This is a genomic window from Candidatus Propionivibrio aalborgensis, from assembly GCF_900089945.1.
GTDB lineage: Bacteria > Pseudomonadota > Gammaproteobacteria > Burkholderiales > Rhodocyclaceae > Propionivibrio > Propionivibrio aalborgensis.
This window is the reverse complement of sequence record NZ_FLQY01000405.1, coordinates 1-15,780: the sequence shown is the minus strand read 5'-3', so window position 1 is coordinate 15,780 and position 15,780 is coordinate 1. Positions and strand designations below refer to the sequence as shown.

The following is a 15,780-nucleotide window of genomic DNA, read 5'->3' as shown; positions in this document are numbered from 1 at the left end:
TCAATTGCCCAGCAATGGCAGATCACCCGGATGATCGAACGTGGCGGAAAAGCCGCCAACGACGCCAAGGCCTGATTCCGGCCCGTACCCGGAGACCATCGCAGCTATCGCTACGGCTACCGGCCGTGGCGGCATCGGCGTTATCCGCATTTCCGGCGGCGGCCTCCTGGACTTTGCCTGGACGCTGAGCGGTAAACAGTTGCGGGCTCGCACGGCAACTCTGGTTGATTTTCGTGCGGCCGACGGCAGCTCAATCGACAGCGGACTACTTATCTACTTCCCCGCCCCGTACTCCTTTACCGGCGAAGATGTCCTCGAGTTGCAGGGACATGGCGGTGCCGTCGTAATGCAGATGCTGCTCGCCCGGTGCCTTGATCTAGGTGCTCGATTGGCCGAGCCAGGCGAATTTACCCGCCGTGCCTATCACAACGGAAAGCTCGACCTGGCTCAGGCCGAAGCGGTAATCGATCTCATCGATGCGGCCACTACAACGGCCGCGCGCAGTGCTGTTCGTTCGCTGCAGGGCGAATTCTCGAACGAGGTCAATGTGCTGCTTGAGCAATTGATCGAACTGCGAGCATTGGTTGAGGCAACGCTTGATTTTCCCGAAGAAGAAGTCGATTTTCTCGAAGCGGCTGACGCCTATGGCCGCCTTGAGCGCTTGCAGCAGAGTCTGGCCAGGGTTTTCGACCGCGCTCACCAGGGTCGGCTCCTGCAAAGTGGCCTGCATGTCGTGCTCGCCGGCCAGCCCAATGTCGGAAAGTCCAGCCTTCTCAATCGTCTTGCCGGTGACGATCTGGCGATTGTTACATCGGTGGCAGGCACCACGCGCGATGTCGTGCGCAGCACGCTGCAAATCGAAGGCATTCCACTGCATATCATTGATACTGCCGGCCTGCACGCCACCGAAGACGAAATCGAAAAAATCGGCATGGAACGGACATGGCGCGAGATCGAGCGCGCGGATGTGGTGGTGTTGCTGGCAGACGCCCGCAGCGGTATCGGAACTGCCGAAAGAGTCATTCTTGACCAGCTTCCTGCGCATCTTCGGCGCATCACCGTTTTCAACAAGATCGACCTGGCCGGACATCAGGCTGAATGCCATGATGAGGCCGGCGGCTTGGCCATATCGCTTTCTGCCAAGTACGGAGAAGGGATTGAACTGCTGCGCCAGCAGTTGCTGAAGATTGCCGGTTGGCATCCGGCGGAGGATGTGTTCATTGCCCGCGAACGCCATTTGCGCGCACTGGCAGACACCCGGAAGCACATCGAAACTGCGTTGGCCCGGTTGCCAGAACTCGAACTCTTTGCCGAGGAATTGCGGCTGGCTCAGGCGGCACTTGCTTCGATAACCGGCAAGTTTGGCGCCGACGATCTGCTGGGTGAAATATTTGGCCGGTTTTGTATCGGAAAGTAGATCGTGAGTATCGATTATTCCGTGCTTGCCGTACTCTCGTGTGCCGCTTTGTTTGCCGGGTTTATCGATTCTATCGTTGGCGGTGGAGGGCTGATTCAGATTCCCGCACTGTTCACGGCGTTGCCGAAGGAGCTCCCGGCCACCCTCTTCGGCACGAACAAAATTGCCAGTGTTTTCGGTACTGCGAACGCCGCCTGGCACTATTCCTGCAGGGTAAGAATGCCCTGGCGAACCACGCTGCCGGCCGCCGTTGCCGCCTTCGGATTTTCCTTTCTGGGGGCGATGGCGGTAGCCTGGCTGCCGCGGGATTTGCTGCGCCCGATGATCCTTGCGTTGCTGGTCGTTTCAGCAGCCTATATCTTCTGGCGCAAGGATTTCGGCTCCATTCACCGACCACAACACGCCGGTCGCCGCGAACTGGCCTACGCGCTGATTGTCGGTGGAGCGATCGGCTTTTACGATGGGTTTTTCGGACCCGGGGCGGGGAGTTTCCTGATCGTTCTTTTCATCCGCTTCTTCGGTTTTGATTTCCTGCATGCCTCGGCCGCATCGAAGGTGGTCAACGTCGCGACCAACCTCGCCGCGATCAGTTTCTTTGTTCCAAACGGTTTTTACCTTCCCCTGGCTGCGCTGTGCATGGCGGTTCTCAATGTACTCGGTTCAGTGATCGGCTCGCAGCTTGCCCTTCGGCGCGGAAGCGGATTCGTCAGGCTGGTATTTCTGGCGGTCGTCAGTGCGCTTATACTCAAATTCGCGTGGGATACCTTCTGATCCTGTTTCGGCCCCTATGCAACCAGATTGCGTTGCGCAAGGTAGGTGTGGAGAATTTCGAGCCGGGATACCGGGTCTTCAAGTTCCAACAGCTTTTGCTTGGCGAGCGCCTGCACTGGAACAGCTTCGCTTAGCCTGTAACCGACCCACGCCGCGTCATCGAAAGCATGCGGAGGCGGCATTTTTTCAGGTCCGAGATCGGTAGCGATTTTCTGCAGCAGGGGCAGCAGCCCCTGCTGTGCCTGCGGAACCTCCCGACGCGCCGGTTCGTCAAGTAACGTGACCTGGGCGCGCAGCAAACCGTCAGGCTGAGCCGTCTGGGAAATGATGCGGAAACGCTGGCCGCCAGACACCTCCAGCATCAATATGCCCAACTGCGGCATATCGCCGCTCGTGACATGAGCCAGTGTACCAATGCTGTGCGGTATTGCCGGCTTGCCAACCTCCGTGCCGCTAGCGATCAGACACACGCCAAAGGGCACTTTCTCCCGCATGCAGACGGCGGCCATATCCAGATAACGCTGCTCAAAAACCTTGATCGACAAAACGCCGCCGGGAAACAGGACGGCACGGAGAGGGAACAGCGGAATGTCGAGCTGTTGCGATCCGGTGGGCTTGGATGTTCCCTCCGGTACAGTCCTGCGGAAGAGATTCAACCAGCTCATGTTTCGTTTCCGGTCTTTCCCCAGCGCTGTATCAGATCATGGGGAACGGAGAGCTGATCGAGAATTCGGGCGACAACGAAATCGACCAGATCTTCAACGCCCTGCGGATGGTGGTAAAAACCAGGGTTGGGAGGCAGGATGACGGCGCCGGCGCGCGCGAGACGCAGCATGTTTTCCAGATGAATTATCGAGAAAGGTGTTTCGCGAGGCACCAGTATCAGTTTGCGCCCTTCCTTGAGCACCACATCCGCAGCACGTTCGATCAGCTGCTTGGCCAGCCCCTGAGCAATCGACGCCAGCGTGCCCATGGTGCATGGGCAGATGACCATGGCGTCCGGTCGGTTCGATCCGCTGGCGACAGGCGCAAACCACTCCTCACGGCCATAAACCTCCAGCTTGCCGGGGTGTGCGGCATAGCGCTCGCGAAAATAGGTCTGTGCATCCGTAGCTCGTGACGGCAGTTCAATTGCCATTTCCTGATTGGCGACGACTTGGGCGACTTGCGAATAGAGCAGTTGTACGTGGCAACCCGCTTCGAGCAGACATTCAAGCAGCCGGATGCCGTAAGGCATGCCGGAAGCTCCGGTAAGGGCAAGGCAGATTGTCTTGGGCATTACTTCACCTCGGGGCGTCGGGTTGGGTGTCCGGAAGTTCTTCTAGCAGGCGTGCGGCTATCAGTCCGTTGATGATACCGAAAGCCAGCGAGGCCGCGGAAAAAAGCGGCACCAGATAGAACAAACCATTATGCGGAATCAGCCACAGCCGGGCGAGAAGCAGTTGCCCCCCGATATGTGCGAAGGCGGCAAGAACGCTCCAGCTGACCGGCCCGAACCAACGCCCCGGCAGGCGAACAGCAAAAGCCAGTACGATCAGGCTGAACAAAGACCCTGTCAGGCTCATGAAGAACCCCGGAGACATGAATTGCCCCAACAGCAGACTCCCCGCGAAAACTCGCAATCCGCTGACCCAGGCGGCTGTTGCCCAACCGAAACGTGCCAGTACGATCAGTGTCACGATGTTGGCCAGTCCCGGCTTTACACCGGGCAGGGGCAAAGGAATCGCCGCATCGATCAGCGCCAGACCAATCGCCGCCGCCGCAAGCTGCGCGATGCGGTGGTCTTCCAGCGAAGTGACCAGCCTAATAACTGAGCGAGTCATACGCTTCCTTGCCACCTTGCACCTGTACGCTGACCTGATTCGGCGCGCAGATGGCGATTTCACCAGGACGCGCCAGCCAGCCCTGGCGTACACAATATTGACGGGGCCCCGGGTCGGAGACAACGCGCACGCGGCGCTTGTCGACAGAGATTTTCGTAATGCCCAACGGACCCGGAACCTCGATACTGCGATTGCGTGACAGATCAAGCTCGGCGAAGACTTCGCCACCACGTTTGACGACGGCTTTGTCGGCAGCACCGCTTTGCCATGCCAGCGGCCAGGAAACAGCGCAGACAATAACCCCGAACGAAATCACCAGCCAGTCACCCGGCTTGAACAGCGCCATCCAATGCATCAGGGGTTGCCGGTCGGAATCGAAGGCAGTTCGCGGTGACGGACCAGGACGCGCGCCTGATCGCGGAACTTGCGCCCAAGGCACTCGGCAAAGTAAACGGAACGATGCTGGCCGCCCGTACAGCCGATGCCCACAGTCAGGTAATTGCGATTGTCACGAATGTAGCAAGGCAGCCAGGTGTCGATGAAGCGCGCGATGTCGTCGCGCATGTTCAACACATCGGGTTCGGCCTCAAGAAAGGTAATCACCGGGGTATCGCGACCGGTGAGCGGACGCAGGGCCTGCTCGTAGTGCGGGTTCGGCAGGCAGCGAACGTCAAAGACCAGTTCAGCGTCGAGCGGAACGCCGTGTTTGAAACCAAAGGATTCAAAGATCAGCGTCAAGCCCCGTCGCGTTTCGGTGGAGATGAACTGACGAACCCATTCACGCAGTGCGCTTGGTTTCAGATCGCTCGTATCGATGTGATGGCCCAATTCCGACAGACCTTCAAGACGATCCCGCTCTTCGGCAATGGCTTCGGTCACGGTGCGCTGTTCGTCGGCCAACGGATGTCGACGGCGCGTCTCGGAATAGCGTTTGAGCAGGGTTTCGGTTTTGGCGTCGAGGAAAAGAAACTGCAAATCCAGCTCGTTGGCGCGAAGCGAAGCAAGCTGCTGTGGCAGCATCGCAATACTCTTGCCACCGCGAATGTCGATGGCGACAGCGACCTTGTCGTAGCCCTGCTGGGCAAGCTGGTCCACAAGCTGCTGCAACAATTGCGAAGGCATGTTATCGACGCAATAGTAATCCGCATCCTCAAGCATGTTGAGAGCGATTGACTTGCCGGAACCCGAGAGGCCGCTGATGATAATGAGTTGCATGAACGTCAGCATAGCGGAACCTTGCTTACACGGGCAAGCGGGGCTAACGTGAACGGTCTTCCCTATTTCCGGATCAGCAGCCATGAACCTTCTGGACATCAGCTTTCTGGCCGATCTCGCCGCCATCCGTCACGATATTCACGCGCATCCCGAGCTGGCCTTCAACGAAGCGCGCACCGCAGAACTGGTTGCGCGCGAACTCACCGCCTACGGTCTTGAGGTACATCGCGGGCTGGCCAAAACCGGGGTCGTCGGCGTTTTGCGCAAGGGCAGTTCGACGCGCGCCATCGGTCTGCGTGCCGACCTCGATGCCCTGCCCTTGCTTGAAAAGAATTCCTTCTCGCATCGTTCCCGGCATGAAGGTCTGATGCACGCCTGCGGGCATGACGGGCACACCACCATGCTGCTTGGCGCGGCGCGTTACCTGGCTGAAAACCGGGACAGCCTGGATTTTGATGGCACCGTCTATTTCATATTCCAGCCGGCCGAAGAATCGGAAGGCGGCGCGGCGGTGATGATCGAAGACGGATTGTTCAAGATGTTTCCGATGGATGCCGTCTTCGGTCTGCACAACTGGCCGGGCATTCCGGTTGGCGAAATGGCCGTGATGCCCGGAGCGGTGATGGCCGGCACCAGCGCGTTCGAGATTTCAGTCAGCGGTCACGGTTGCCATGCGGCGATGCCGAATCAGGGCGTTGATACACTGGTCGTTGCCAGTCAGTTAGTGCTCGCTTTGCAGACTGTCGTGGCTCGCAACCTGCACCCCTGCGAATCGGCGGTCGTTAGCGTGACGCAGATTCACGGTGGAGAAGCGCTGAACATCATCCCGGACGATGCGGTTCTGCGCGGCACGATCCGCAGCTTCAAGCCCGAAGTTCAGGAGCTGGTCGAGAAGGCAATCGAACGGCTGTGCAGCGGCATCGCCAGTGCTTTCGGCGCACAGATCAAGGCCGTATTCGACCACCGCTATCCGCCGACGGTGAACACCGTTCCAGAAGCCGCGCTCTGCTGCCGGGTGGCTGAAGCGCTGCTCGGTACGGACAAGGTGCGCAAGAATGAATTGCCCTCAATGGGCGCGGAGGACTTCGCCTACATGCTGCAGGAGAAACCCGGTTGCTACGTCTGGTTGGGCAATGGCCCCGGTGTGGGGGGTTGTACCCTGCACAACCCGCACTACGATTTCAACAACGAACTCATTCCGTACGGCATCAGCTATTGGGTAAGGCTGGTGGAAACCGCGCTGAAGCGCGAAGCCTAGATTAGCAGGCAGCATCTTGCCGCTGGAAAATCACGCTGACAGAGCTTTTCTGAAACAGCGCAGGACGCTACCCATTATCGGCAGCTTCATGTAGAGCTCTTCGGCGGTATCCCAGTAATCCCGGTGATAACAGACCTTGCCCTCGGCATCGAACTTCAGGTGTGAAGCGCCATGCATCACGTGGGACTCACCTTTGCCCCACAATTTCATCCGGAAACAGAACTCCCAGACCAGCAGGGCGCCATTGTCGTCCACGACCTTTTCGGTAACGACGAAACGCGGTTCGGTTACCTGGCTGAACATGTGACCAAAAATGCGCTGGATGGCGTCAATGCCGCGAACTTCGTTGAATGGGTCTTTGAAGTAGGCGTCGGCGCTGTAGAACTCGCCGAAGCGGGCGACGCTCTCCGGAGTGAATTCGTCGTAAAAGCGGATCAGTGGGTCGAGGTTCATCTCAGCCTTCGGTAAGGCGACGGATCAGGGGGAAATACCAGCGGTAAGGCAAATGCGCCAGCAGCTTCATGATGCGGGTAAAGCGTTTGGGAAAGTGAATCTCGAAATTGGCCGATCCAAAGCCGTCGACCATGGCCTTTGCCGCCTGTTCCGGAGTCAGCAGCGCCGGCATACTGAAATCATTCTGCGCTGTGAGCGGTGTTGCGACGAAACCTGGGTTGATCACCCAGACGCCGATGCCTTTCGGCGCCAGGTCCAGATGCAGTACCTCGGCAAAGTGTATCAGTGCCGCTTTGCCCGGCCCGTAGCACAACGCCTTGGGCAGGCCGCGATAGCCAGCGACGCTGGCGACGAAGGCGATGCCGCCGCCCGGCCGGAGGTCGGGCAGGATAGCCGCAGCCAGGCGCATGGCACCGGTGAAATTGACCGCGACAACGCGCTCGGCAATGGCCAGGTCGAATTGATCGGCGCGCATCGGCACGTAGTCGCCGGCCAGATAGACGACAAGATCGACAGCGCCCCAGGCTTCAAGCAGGTTCCTGCGGGCCGTAGCCAGACTGGTCGGGTCGGTCGCATCGCAGGGCAGCAGCAGGGCATTGGCGATACCCAGTGCCGCGAGCTTGTCGGCCTTGCGGGACGACAAGGCCAACTTGGCTCCGCGACCGGCCAGTTCGCGCGCGACTGCGGCGCCGATACCGGTCGAGGCACCAACCAGCCAGACGCGCTTGTCGTTCCAGTCGGTGATCTTCGGGTTCATCTTTTGACAAAAGTCAGCGTGACTTCACCGAGGTTGAAGCCCCATTTCGACATCCAGGAGCGGTTCATCATCACCTTGTCGTCCATCAGGAACATCCAGTCGTCGAAATCGACGTTGTATATCTTGCCGTCAACCGGCAGTGCCAGCACGTATCGCCAGCGCAAGGCATTGCCGGCGACTTCGCCAATCGCCTCCCCAACCACGTCGTCGGCGGTGCCGCGAAAACTTCCATCCCGCTGTCGGGTCAGGGTCCAGACGCGGCGCGATGTGGTTCCGTCAGACCATTTGAAATTCTCGTCGAGAACGCCGGTATCGCCATCCCATTTGGCGTCGATAACCACGTGAAAGCGCTTCTTGACTTCACCGGAACGTCCCTGGAACATGCCCCAGCCGTCGAGCGTGCCGTTCAGGTAGGTCTTCAGATTGAGAACCGGCTGTTCGGCGCGATAGTGCTCGACACCGGTGGCGGCACAGCCGGCCAGGCCGAGTGAGAATGCAGCAGCAAGCATGAGTTTCATGATTCGATCTCCAGAGTATGACGCCAACGCCACAACAGGCATCCGGCGAGCGCCTTGAAAGCCAGCGGCAACAAGGCATAGGCCAGAGTCAGTGCCGTCAGGCCGTTGCCGCTGCCCGGTACGTAGCCGAGCAGCCCGAGTAGCGGCAATGAAAGCCCGGCCGCCAGGGCCAGGTTGAGTTTGGCGACCAGGTTCCAGACGCCGAAATAGGCGCCGGCCTGCCCCTGGCGTTCGCCGAGGTCGGCGGCGATGGCCACCGGAAGGGCCAGATCAGCGCCCAGCGCCAGCCCGGAGGCGATGCAGATTGCCGCGAAAGGCCACAGGTCACCGCTGCCAAGCTGGCTGGCGCCGGCAAAAGAAATGATCGACAGGCCTATGGCGCCCAGCCAGGCCAGCACCCGTCCATAGCGGGCCGAAAGGCGCACCCACAGCGGCAGTGACGCCGCGCCGGCAACGAAATACAGCGCCAGCAGCAACCCACTGACCTTCTCCAATTGCAGGACATCGGCGACAAAGAACAGGAACAATGTTGCCGGCAGGGCGGCGGCGATGCCGTTGGCGACGAAAACCAGCAGCAGACGGCGGAAAGCGATGTCGGCGAACACCCTGCGCAGGCTGGGCAGCAGCGGGACCCGGGTGGCTGCCACGACTGGGCCAGCGGCGACACGAGAGAAGGTGGTGGCGGCGGCGATCAGCACAAGCGGTGGCAGAATCCAGCTCAGGCGCTCGATGCCCCGGTCCAGATCGGTGGCCAGCACCGTCGGGAGCGCTGCGGCGAGGACCACGCCGAGCAGACCGAAACCCTCACGGGCAGCGGTTAGCCGGGTGCGCAGAATGGAATTGGTGCCAATATCCGCGCCCCAGGCCTGGTAGGCGACGGTGGCAGCGGAAAATCCGAGATAGGTCAGCGTCAAGGAAGCGAGCAGCCACACACCGGCGTGCTCGACCGGCGGATTGAGCAGCGCGACGAAGCCAAGGGCGAAGGGCAGCAGGGACAGTGCCAGCATCCGCCGCCGCGAGACGCGGTCGGCCAGCCAGCCCAGCCAGGGGTCGATGCCGGCATCGAGCAATCGGGTGCCGAGCAGGATCGCGCCGAGCATCGCCAGCGGCAGATCCGCAGCTTCAGCGTAGTAGCGCGGCACATGCACATAGATCGGCAGAGCCGCAAAGGCCAGCGGCAGGCCAAGCAGGCCGTAGGCGAAAACAGGATTGCCGGTCATCGCGTTCTCAACCCGCGGTTGGCCGCGTCAGTAGCGCGGCACGCAAATCCGGTTCGCTCGTATTCGGATCAAGCCAGATGGCGAAAAAGGCGCGCGCGAAGGCGGGATCGTCGATGCTGCCAAGCGGTTGCTCGTTGAAGGTAAAGCGGGCACCCTCCGGCAGGTAGTGCCCGACGATACTGTCACCGGGCTTGACATCGGGAAACAACCCCGTCATCAGCTCGCCCCAGCGATTCAGCGTCGCCTTGTCGGCCATCCCCAGCTTGCGGATTTCCTTGATGCTGGCCTCGGCGATAAGCTCACCGTCGATATTGCGGCGATAGGTGAGTTTCAGGGCCAGAGGCGGGCGAACGGGGTCGTCGGCCGCCCAGAGCGTCGCTTCATAAACGAGAAAGCCGAAGCGGCGAAATTCGCCACTGCCCCAACGCCTGAGCTCGCCCCGCTGCCCAGCTGTTTCGCCAACAGCAAACGCCGACAGCGGCGCGGCTATCAGCGCCAGCAGCAGGCGCCGGCGAAGACCGGACGAAGGGCCTTTTCGGACCAATGTTCCCGGTTGACGCTGGATACTGTCCAACTGAATTGGCCGCTCAGCCATGACGGTGCGAAAGCTCGAACTGGACGACATCGATATTCCCGGCCAGAAAGCCGGCCTCGCAATAGCACAGGTACATGCGCCACAGGCGGCGAAAGCGCTCGTCAAAACCGAGTGCGGCAATTTGCGGCCACTTGAGCTCGAAAGCATGGCGCCACTCGGCCAGCGTCCGGGCGTAGTCGATCCCGAAGGCGTACTCGCCGTGGACGACCAGGCCTTGGCGGGCGGCGGCGGCGCGAAAAGCCTGGCGCGATGGCAGCATGCCGCCGGGGAAAACGTGCTGCTGGATGAAGTCGGTCCCCTTGCGGTAACTGGCGAACAGGTCGTCGCGAATGGTAATGCTCTGGATGACCGCCTTGCCGCCTGGCTTCAGCGCTCTGGCCACAGACTTGAAATAGCCCGGCCAGAAGCGCTCGCCAACCGCCTCGAACATTTCAATGGAAACGACGTGATCGTAGGTCTGGTGGTTGTCGCGATAATCCTGCAGGCGCAGATCGGCCGCCGGCACTAGCTTCTGTGCCCAGGCGAGCTGGGCCGGTGACAGCGTTATCCCGGTCACCTGCAGGCCGGCGGCTACCGCCATTTCGGCGAAGCCGCCCCAGCCGCAGCCAATTTCCAGCACATGCTGGCCGGGCCGGGCCTTCAGGCGACTGAGAATGCGCCTGTACTTGGCATGCTGGGCGGCTTCCAGGGATCCATCGTCGCCCGCGCGGTAGATCGCGGCCGAGTAGCTCATGCTCGGATCCAGCCACAGCCGGTAGAAATCATTGCCCAGATCGTAGTGGGCCATGATGTTGCGCTTGCTCCCGATTCGGCTGTTGCGATTGAGCCAGTGGCGCACACGTGCCGCCAGCAGCTCGTGCCACGAACCGTACACGGCCCGCTTTAGCACGTCACGGTTGCGCGCCAGCAGGGTCAGCAGTCCGGTGATGTCGGGCGAATCCCAGTGACCATCGAGGTAGGACTCGGCCAGGCCGATGTCGCCGCGGGCAAGCACCATGCTGAACACGGATTCATCGCGGACGTGCATCACCACCCCATGCTCACCATCGCCGAACAGGGCGCTGGAACCGTCGGGCAGGCGCATTTCGAGCAGACCGCCCTGCAGTTTTTCGAGCAGACCACAGACCAGACGGGTGTCGCGGGCCAGACTTTCACTGCCGCGGAAGATCATCGAGGTGTTCAAAGTGTTCATTTTGTTGATTCCCGGAGAGGTGGAGAGATAGGTGCAGGAGGAACGCGGACGCCGCGAAACGGCACCCCTTTCAGCCAAAGCTTCAGGGCTTGCCAGTGGATGCGGACAATCACGCCGGCGGTCAGCAACGGCATGCGCAACAGGGCGCCGGCCAGGGCTGCCGTCCCCCAGCCCCGCGCCTTACCTGATATCGAGGTAAGCAGCAGTTCGCCGTCAGCATCGTCGTAGTCGATTCGCGCCAAAGGCACGCTGCGCCGGAGATGGAAGCGGAAGCGATAGCCGCCTTCGATTTCGTTGAACGGCGAAACATGGAAAACCTTTTCGGCGATCAATTCTTCGCCGTCGACCAGTGGCTTGCCCTTGCCGTGCAGCAGGTAGCTGTGGGTGCCGCCGAAAGTGTTGTTGACCTCGGCCAGGATGGCGATCAGCGCCCCGCCACGCTCATGGCAATACCAGAAGCTCACCGGATTGAAGACGATCCCAAAAACACGCGGGAAGGTCTGCAGGACTATTTCGCCATCGGCAGATAGCCCACGATCCTTGAGCATCGCCTCGATCCACGGCAACAATGGGCTGCCGTCGCGAGCGCCATGATCGCCTTGCCGGAAGCTCAGGATGTTGGCGCGGTCGACGCCGAAAATGCCGCAGTTTGCCGATGCCAGATCACGCACCGGCAGCCGGACGAAGAACACCGGATAGACGAACGCATTGACCACCGGCCGCAGGCGCCGGTGCATGACATGGCCGAGGAACAATTGCGGACGGTCGTTCATGGCCACCTCAGGCGCTTTCCGTTGCGCGCTGTTTTTCGGCGACGCTGACTTGCCAGGGTGCCTGAACCCCGAGGCCGTTGACCACGCGCAGCGCCGACTTCAGGCCGTCCTCGTGGAAGCCGTAGCTGCCCCAGGCGCCGGCCAGCCAGATGCCGTTCTTGCCTTGAATCTGCGCAAGCTTGTGCTGGGCAGCGATGGCCGGGCCGTCGAAAATCGGGTGGGCATACTCGAATGAGGCGATGACCTTGGCCGGGTCGGGCTCGCGTGGCGGATTCAGCGTCACCACCACCGGCGTCTTGAAGGGCAAAGGTTGCAGCGTGTTGATCAGATAGGAAACGCCGACCGGCTGCTCATTGGCATCGACGCCCGGTGCGCCGGATTTGTCCGCAGGCCCAGAAAAGTAATTCCATGCCGACCACAGCTTCCTGTCGCGGGGCAGCAGGGCCGGATCGGTATGAAGAACGGCACGGTTCGGCTGGTAACGGATCGCGGAGAGCACCTCGCGCTGCGCGTCGGTCGCCGTCGTGCCCAGAATGCCCAGCGATTGGTCGCTGTGGCAGGCCAGCACGACCTGGTCGAATTGTTCGGTGCCGCGGGCATGGACGACCTGCAGCCCTTCCGCTTGACGGGTCACTGCCGTCACCGGGCACGCCAGGCGGATATCGTCAAGGCGGGCGGCAATCTTCTGCACGTACTCGCGCCCGCCGCCCTTCACCGTGCGCCACATCGGGCGGTCAAAGATTTGCAGCAGACCGTGGTTCCGGCAAAAGCGGATGAAGGTGGCGAGGGGCATCTCGCGCATCTGGCCGGTCGGGCAGGACCAGATCGCGGCGGCCATCGGCAGCAGATACCAGTCGGCAAAAGCGCTCGAATAACCACCCTCATCGAGGAAATCCTGAAGGCTGCGCGCGTTGTCGGGATGCGTCGCCAGCCAGGCCGTACTCTCGCGATTGAAACGCAGGATATCGGAAAGCATGGACCAGAAACTCGGGCGCAGCAGGTTGCGCTTCTGGCCGAATACCGTGAACAAATCGCTGCCGGCCCATTCGAGGTCCGGGTTCTCGAGACTTACGGCAAAGGACATCTCGGTCTCGACGCTGGCGACGCCCAAATGCTCGAACATCGCGATCAGGTTGGGATAGGTCCTTTCATTGAAGACCAGGAAGCCGGTATCCACCGGATGCGTCTTGCCTTCCAGCGTGACGTCGACAGTGTTGGTATGGCCGCCGAGCCGGGCGCCGGCTTCGAAGAGCGTCACTTGATGCTCTCGGCTCAACAGCCAGGCGCTGGCCAGACCTGAAATGCCTGAGCCGACGACCGCGATTCGTTGTTTGTGCATGGTTATCTCCCCTCGTTGGCCGGTTTACGGATTGACACCGAACAGCTCGGCATAGGCCGAATGGTTGTGAATGGACTCGAAATTCTCGGATGCGACCTTCCATTCGGCGATGCGCGGCTCCTCCATAAGACGCAACGCGATGTCGCGCACCAGGTCCTCGACGAATTTCGGGTTGTCGTAGGCGCGCTCGGTAACCCATTTCTCGTCCGGCCGCTTGAGAAGGCCGAAGACTTCGCACGACGCCTCTTCCTCGGCCAGGCGAACCAGCTCCTCGATCGCCATCGGCCGGCGCAGCTTTGCTTCAAGCGTGATGTGCGAACGCTGGTTGTGGGCGCCGTAGTCGGAAATGCCTTTCGAACATGGGCAAAGGCTGGTCACCGGCGCGACGACACGTAGCGTCAAGCTGGCACGCCCGCCTTCACGTTGCTCAATGATCATCGTCGCGTCGTAGTCGAGAAGGCTGGTGACGCCCGAAACCGGTGCCGTCTTCCTGATGAAATAGGGGAAAGCCAGCTCGATGCGGCCGCTTTGGGCGTCGAGTCGGCATAGCATGTCATCAAGCAGGTGAAAGAGGCCGCCCTGCGTCACGGCACCGCTGCACCCCTCGAGCAGTTCGACGAAGCGCGACATATGCGTGCCCTTGACCTCGGGCGGCAGGCCGACCGTCATCCCCAGTGTGGCGACCGTGGCCAGCGTCTCGCCCTCAGCGGTTTCGACCTGAAGCGGGTAGCGCAGTCCTCTGACACCGACCTGCTGGATGGCAAGACTGCGGGAATCGGTTAGGGCCTGCACGTCGGCCAGAAAAAAGTGTTCGGGGGCATTCATGTCCAACTCCTTGTGTATTTGTCCTAGACAAAAGCGATGTTTGTTCGTAAGATAGACATCAAAGACCGGCTTGTCAACCCTTTTACGCCTTTTTGTACAGGACAAACATGAAAACCCTTGCTTTCAACATTGCGGCAGTCGAGCGTGACACCGGGCTCTCCAAGGACGTCCTGCGGATGTGGGAGCGCCGCTACGGCTTTCCGGAGCCCGAGCGTGACGGCAACGGGGAACGGCTCTACCCGGAGACCCAGGTCGAACGACTGCGCCTTATAAAACGCCTGATGGATCAAGGGCATCGGCCTGGGAAGCTGATGGCGGCCTCTCCCGAGGAACTCGCACAACTGGCGCCGAGGCGACCGGCCAGCCGTCAGATGGGCGCCGAAATCGACGGCGAAGATCTCGGTCAGTTGTTGATTCTGATCAAGCAGCATGATGCCGCCGGTTACCAGCAGGCGATGCAGCAGCGACTGGCACGCCAAGGTTTTCAGAGTTTTGTCCAGGACACTGTGGCGCCGCTTACCCGGCGCGTTGGCGAAGCCTGGGAAGACGGCAGCTTCGAGGTTTTCGAGGAACACCTGTTTACCGAACTGACCAAGCGCCTGTTGCGCCAGGCCATCGCCGCCCTGCCCGGTGGCGTTCGCAGCCCGCGCATCTTGCTGACCAGTGTGCCTGACGAACAGCACGTGCTCGGCCTGTTGATGGCCGAAGGCCTGTTCGTACTCGAAGGGGCCGAATGCATTCCGCTCGGCACGCAAATGCCCCTGCTCGAGATCGGCCACGCCGCCGTCGCCCACCAGGCCAACATCGTCGCCCTGTCGTTCTCGATCGCCTTCCGGTCGCGCCAGATTCCCGGCCTGCTGCAGCAGTTGCGTCAGATTCTGCCGATGACAATCGAACTATGGGTCGGCGGTCGCGGCGTTTGCGGGCTGGCGCCGATTGCAGGGATCCGGCTTCTATCCGGCCTGGACAGCACAATCAGCGCTCTTGCCGACTGGCGCGCTGAGAACATGCCGCGCAACTGATCGTCGTGGCAACGCGGCCAATCTGCGCAAGACGCGTCGTCTGATCGAAACAAGGCAGGCAAAAGGCAAGATCGTTGTTCAGCCCTTCTGAAATCGACAACGCCGAACGAAATATTCCATTAAAATACTTCGAAACGACGAGTCGATTCGACGGACTTCGCGGAAAAGAGCGTGTGCCTGCGAATGCGGTCGATTGGCGGCATTCGTGAAATCCTGCCTGAGAATCAAAATGACCGATTTCCTTGGATCGCTTTTTCCAGTCCGAATCCTCGCACAGGGCTTGCGCGGTGCCGCCTTTCTGCGACTCAGGATTGAAGATGGCGAGGCGTCTTTCTCCCGGCTCGTCGGCTTGATCGCGTACCTGCTTTATGCACATCTGGCCCCCGCGTGGCTTGGCCTGGCGGGGATACCGAACAATCTGGGCTGTGCCCTTCGACGCGGAATCAGCGGCCCGCGAGCACGCCCAGCAAAACGCGCTGCTGGAAGAACGTGCGTTTTACAGCCAGCCGCGAATCCTTGAGCACGCGCTGGCATCGCTCGACCGGAGTCAGCCGGACCGGATCAATCTCTATTTTGTCGGCGTTGCCGGCTATTCGGAACAG

General features: G+C 60.8%; 18 protein-coding genes. 4 read left to right on the top strand and 14 right to left on the bottom strand.

All coding sequences use genetic code 11. The features are described 5' to 3' along the window. Positions 1–40: 40 nt before the first annotated feature. Together mnmE and PROAA_RS18790 are read left to right on the top strand one after the other, a co-directional pair. Positions 41–1,417, top strand: a complete 1,377-nt coding sequence (mnmE, locus tag PROAA_RS18795) for a tRNA uridine-5-carboxymethylaminomethyl(34) synthesis GTPase MnmE (RefSeq protein WP_186412821.1) — start codon at positions 41–43, stop codon at positions 1,415–1,417. Between the two features lie 3 nt (positions 1,418–1,420). Continuing rightward, a complete protein-coding gene (locus tag PROAA_RS18790) occupies positions 1,421–2,188 on the top strand; it encodes a sulfite exporter TauE/SafE family protein (RefSeq protein WP_222102372.1) in 768 nt (255 codons plus the stop codon). A 14-nt stretch (positions 2,189–2,202) separates the two neighbouring features. Here PROAA_RS18790 and PROAA_RS18785 read toward each other — a convergent pair whose 3' ends face one another. From PROAA_RS18785 to rapZ, 5 genes are read right to left on the bottom strand one after another with little or no spacing between them, the layout of a single operon-like run. Continuing rightward, positions 2,203–2,853 (bottom strand): LON peptidase substrate-binding domain-containing protein, encoded by a 651-nt coding sequence (locus PROAA_RS18785; RefSeq protein WP_186412820.1) that lies wholly within the window; start codon positions 2,851–2,853, stop codon positions 2,203–2,205. Further along, positions 2,850–3,467: a flavin prenyltransferase UbiX gene (locus PROAA_RS18780; protein ID WP_186412819.1), complete on the bottom strand. Its 618-nt coding sequence runs from the start codon at positions 3,465–3,467 to the stop codon at positions 2,850–2,852. The genes PROAA_RS18785 and PROAA_RS18780 overlap by 4 nt, the downstream gene beginning before the upstream one ends. 4 nt (positions 3,468–3,471) lie before the next feature. Beyond that, positions 3,472–4,011 carry a Gx transporter family protein gene (locus PROAA_RS18775; protein WP_186412818.1) on the bottom strand — a complete coding sequence of 180 codons (540 nt, stop codon included), beginning with the start codon at positions 4,009–4,011 and terminating at the stop codon, positions 3,472–3,474. Continuing rightward, entirely contained in the window at positions 3,992–4,366 is a 375-nt protein-coding gene (locus PROAA_RS18770) for a NusG domain II-containing protein (protein ID WP_186412817.1), read from the bottom strand. Before PROAA_RS18770 ends, PROAA_RS18775 begins: the two co-directional genes overlap by 20 nt. Then, complete coding sequence (rapZ, locus tag PROAA_RS18765; RefSeq protein WP_186412816.1) at positions 4,366–5,226, bottom strand: RNase adapter RapZ; 861 nt, start codon at positions 5,224–5,226, stop codon at positions 4,366–4,368. Before rapZ ends, PROAA_RS18770 begins: the two co-directional genes overlap by 1 nt. An 82-nt stretch (positions 5,227–5,308) precedes the next feature. On the opposite strand from rapZ, the gene PROAA_RS18760 reads away from it, so the two are divergent. Beyond that, complete coding sequence (locus tag PROAA_RS18760) at positions 5,309–6,484, top strand: M20 aminoacylase family protein (protein ID WP_186412815.1); 1,176 nt, start codon at positions 5,309–5,311, stop codon at positions 6,482–6,484. Positions 6,485–6,514: 30 nt separating this feature from the next. Here PROAA_RS18760 and PROAA_RS18755 read toward each other — a convergent pair whose 3' ends face one another. Genes PROAA_RS18755 through folE2 form a run of 9 tightly spaced genes read right to left on the bottom strand, consistent with a single transcriptional unit; the run spans position 6,515 to position 14,156 of the window. After that, the gene (locus PROAA_RS18755; protein WP_186412814.1) at positions 6,515–6,937 is read right to left on the bottom strand and encodes a nuclear transport factor 2 family protein; all 423 of its coding nucleotides are present in this window, start codon (positions 6,935–6,937) and stop codon (positions 6,515–6,517) included. 1 nt (position 6,938) lies between these two features. Beyond that, on the bottom strand, positions 6,939–7,694 hold the full coding sequence (locus tag PROAA_RS18750) for an SDR family NAD(P)-dependent oxidoreductase (protein WP_186412813.1): 756 nt from the start codon (positions 7,692–7,694) through the stop codon (positions 6,939–6,941). After that, positions 7,691–8,212 carry a DUF3833 domain-containing protein gene (locus PROAA_RS18745; protein WP_186412812.1) on the bottom strand — a complete coding sequence of 174 codons (522 nt, stop codon included), beginning with the start codon at positions 8,210–8,212 and terminating at the stop codon, positions 7,691–7,693. Before PROAA_RS18745 ends, PROAA_RS18750 begins: the two co-directional genes overlap by 4 nt. Then, positions 8,209–9,432 (bottom strand): MFS transporter, encoded by a 1,224-nt coding sequence (locus PROAA_RS18740; protein ID WP_186412811.1) that lies wholly within the window; start codon positions 9,430–9,432, stop codon positions 8,209–8,211. The genes PROAA_RS18745 and PROAA_RS18740 overlap by 4 nt, the downstream gene beginning before the upstream one ends. Positions 9,433–9,439: 7 nt before the next feature. Beyond that, a complete protein-coding gene (locus tag PROAA_RS18735; RefSeq protein WP_245664360.1) occupies positions 9,440–10,057 on the bottom strand; it encodes a chalcone isomerase family protein in 618 nt (205 codons plus the stop codon). Next, positions 10,020–11,219, bottom strand: a complete 1,200-nt coding sequence (locus tag PROAA_RS18730) for an SAM-dependent methyltransferase (RefSeq protein WP_186412810.1) — start codon at positions 11,217–11,219, stop codon at positions 10,020–10,022. Before PROAA_RS18730 ends, PROAA_RS18735 begins: the two co-directional genes overlap by 38 nt. Next, the gene (locus PROAA_RS18725; RefSeq protein WP_186412809.1) at positions 11,216–11,992 is read right to left on the bottom strand and encodes a DUF1365 domain-containing protein; all 777 of its coding nucleotides are present in this window, start codon (positions 11,990–11,992) and stop codon (positions 11,216–11,218) included. The genes PROAA_RS18730 and PROAA_RS18725 overlap by 4 nt, the downstream gene beginning before the upstream one ends. Before the next feature lie 7 nt (positions 11,993–11,999). Next, positions 12,000–13,331, bottom strand: coding sequence for an NAD(P)/FAD-dependent oxidoreductase (locus PROAA_RS18720; RefSeq protein WP_186412808.1), 1,332 nt, complete (start codon positions 13,329–13,331; stop codon positions 12,000–12,002). Positions 13,332–13,355: 24 nt separating this feature from the next. Further along, entirely contained in the window at positions 13,356–14,156 is an 801-nt protein-coding gene (folE2, locus tag PROAA_RS18715; RefSeq protein WP_186412807.1) for a GTP cyclohydrolase FolE2, read from the bottom strand. Between the two features lie 107 nt (positions 14,157–14,263). Here folE2 and PROAA_RS18710 point away from each other — a divergent pair, with 107 nt between their 5' ends. Continuing rightward, positions 14,264–15,178 (top strand): MerR family transcriptional regulator, encoded by a 915-nt coding sequence (locus PROAA_RS18710; RefSeq protein ID WP_186412806.1) that lies wholly within the window; start codon positions 14,264–14,266, stop codon positions 15,176–15,178. Positions 15,179–15,780: the final 602 nt, after the last annotated feature.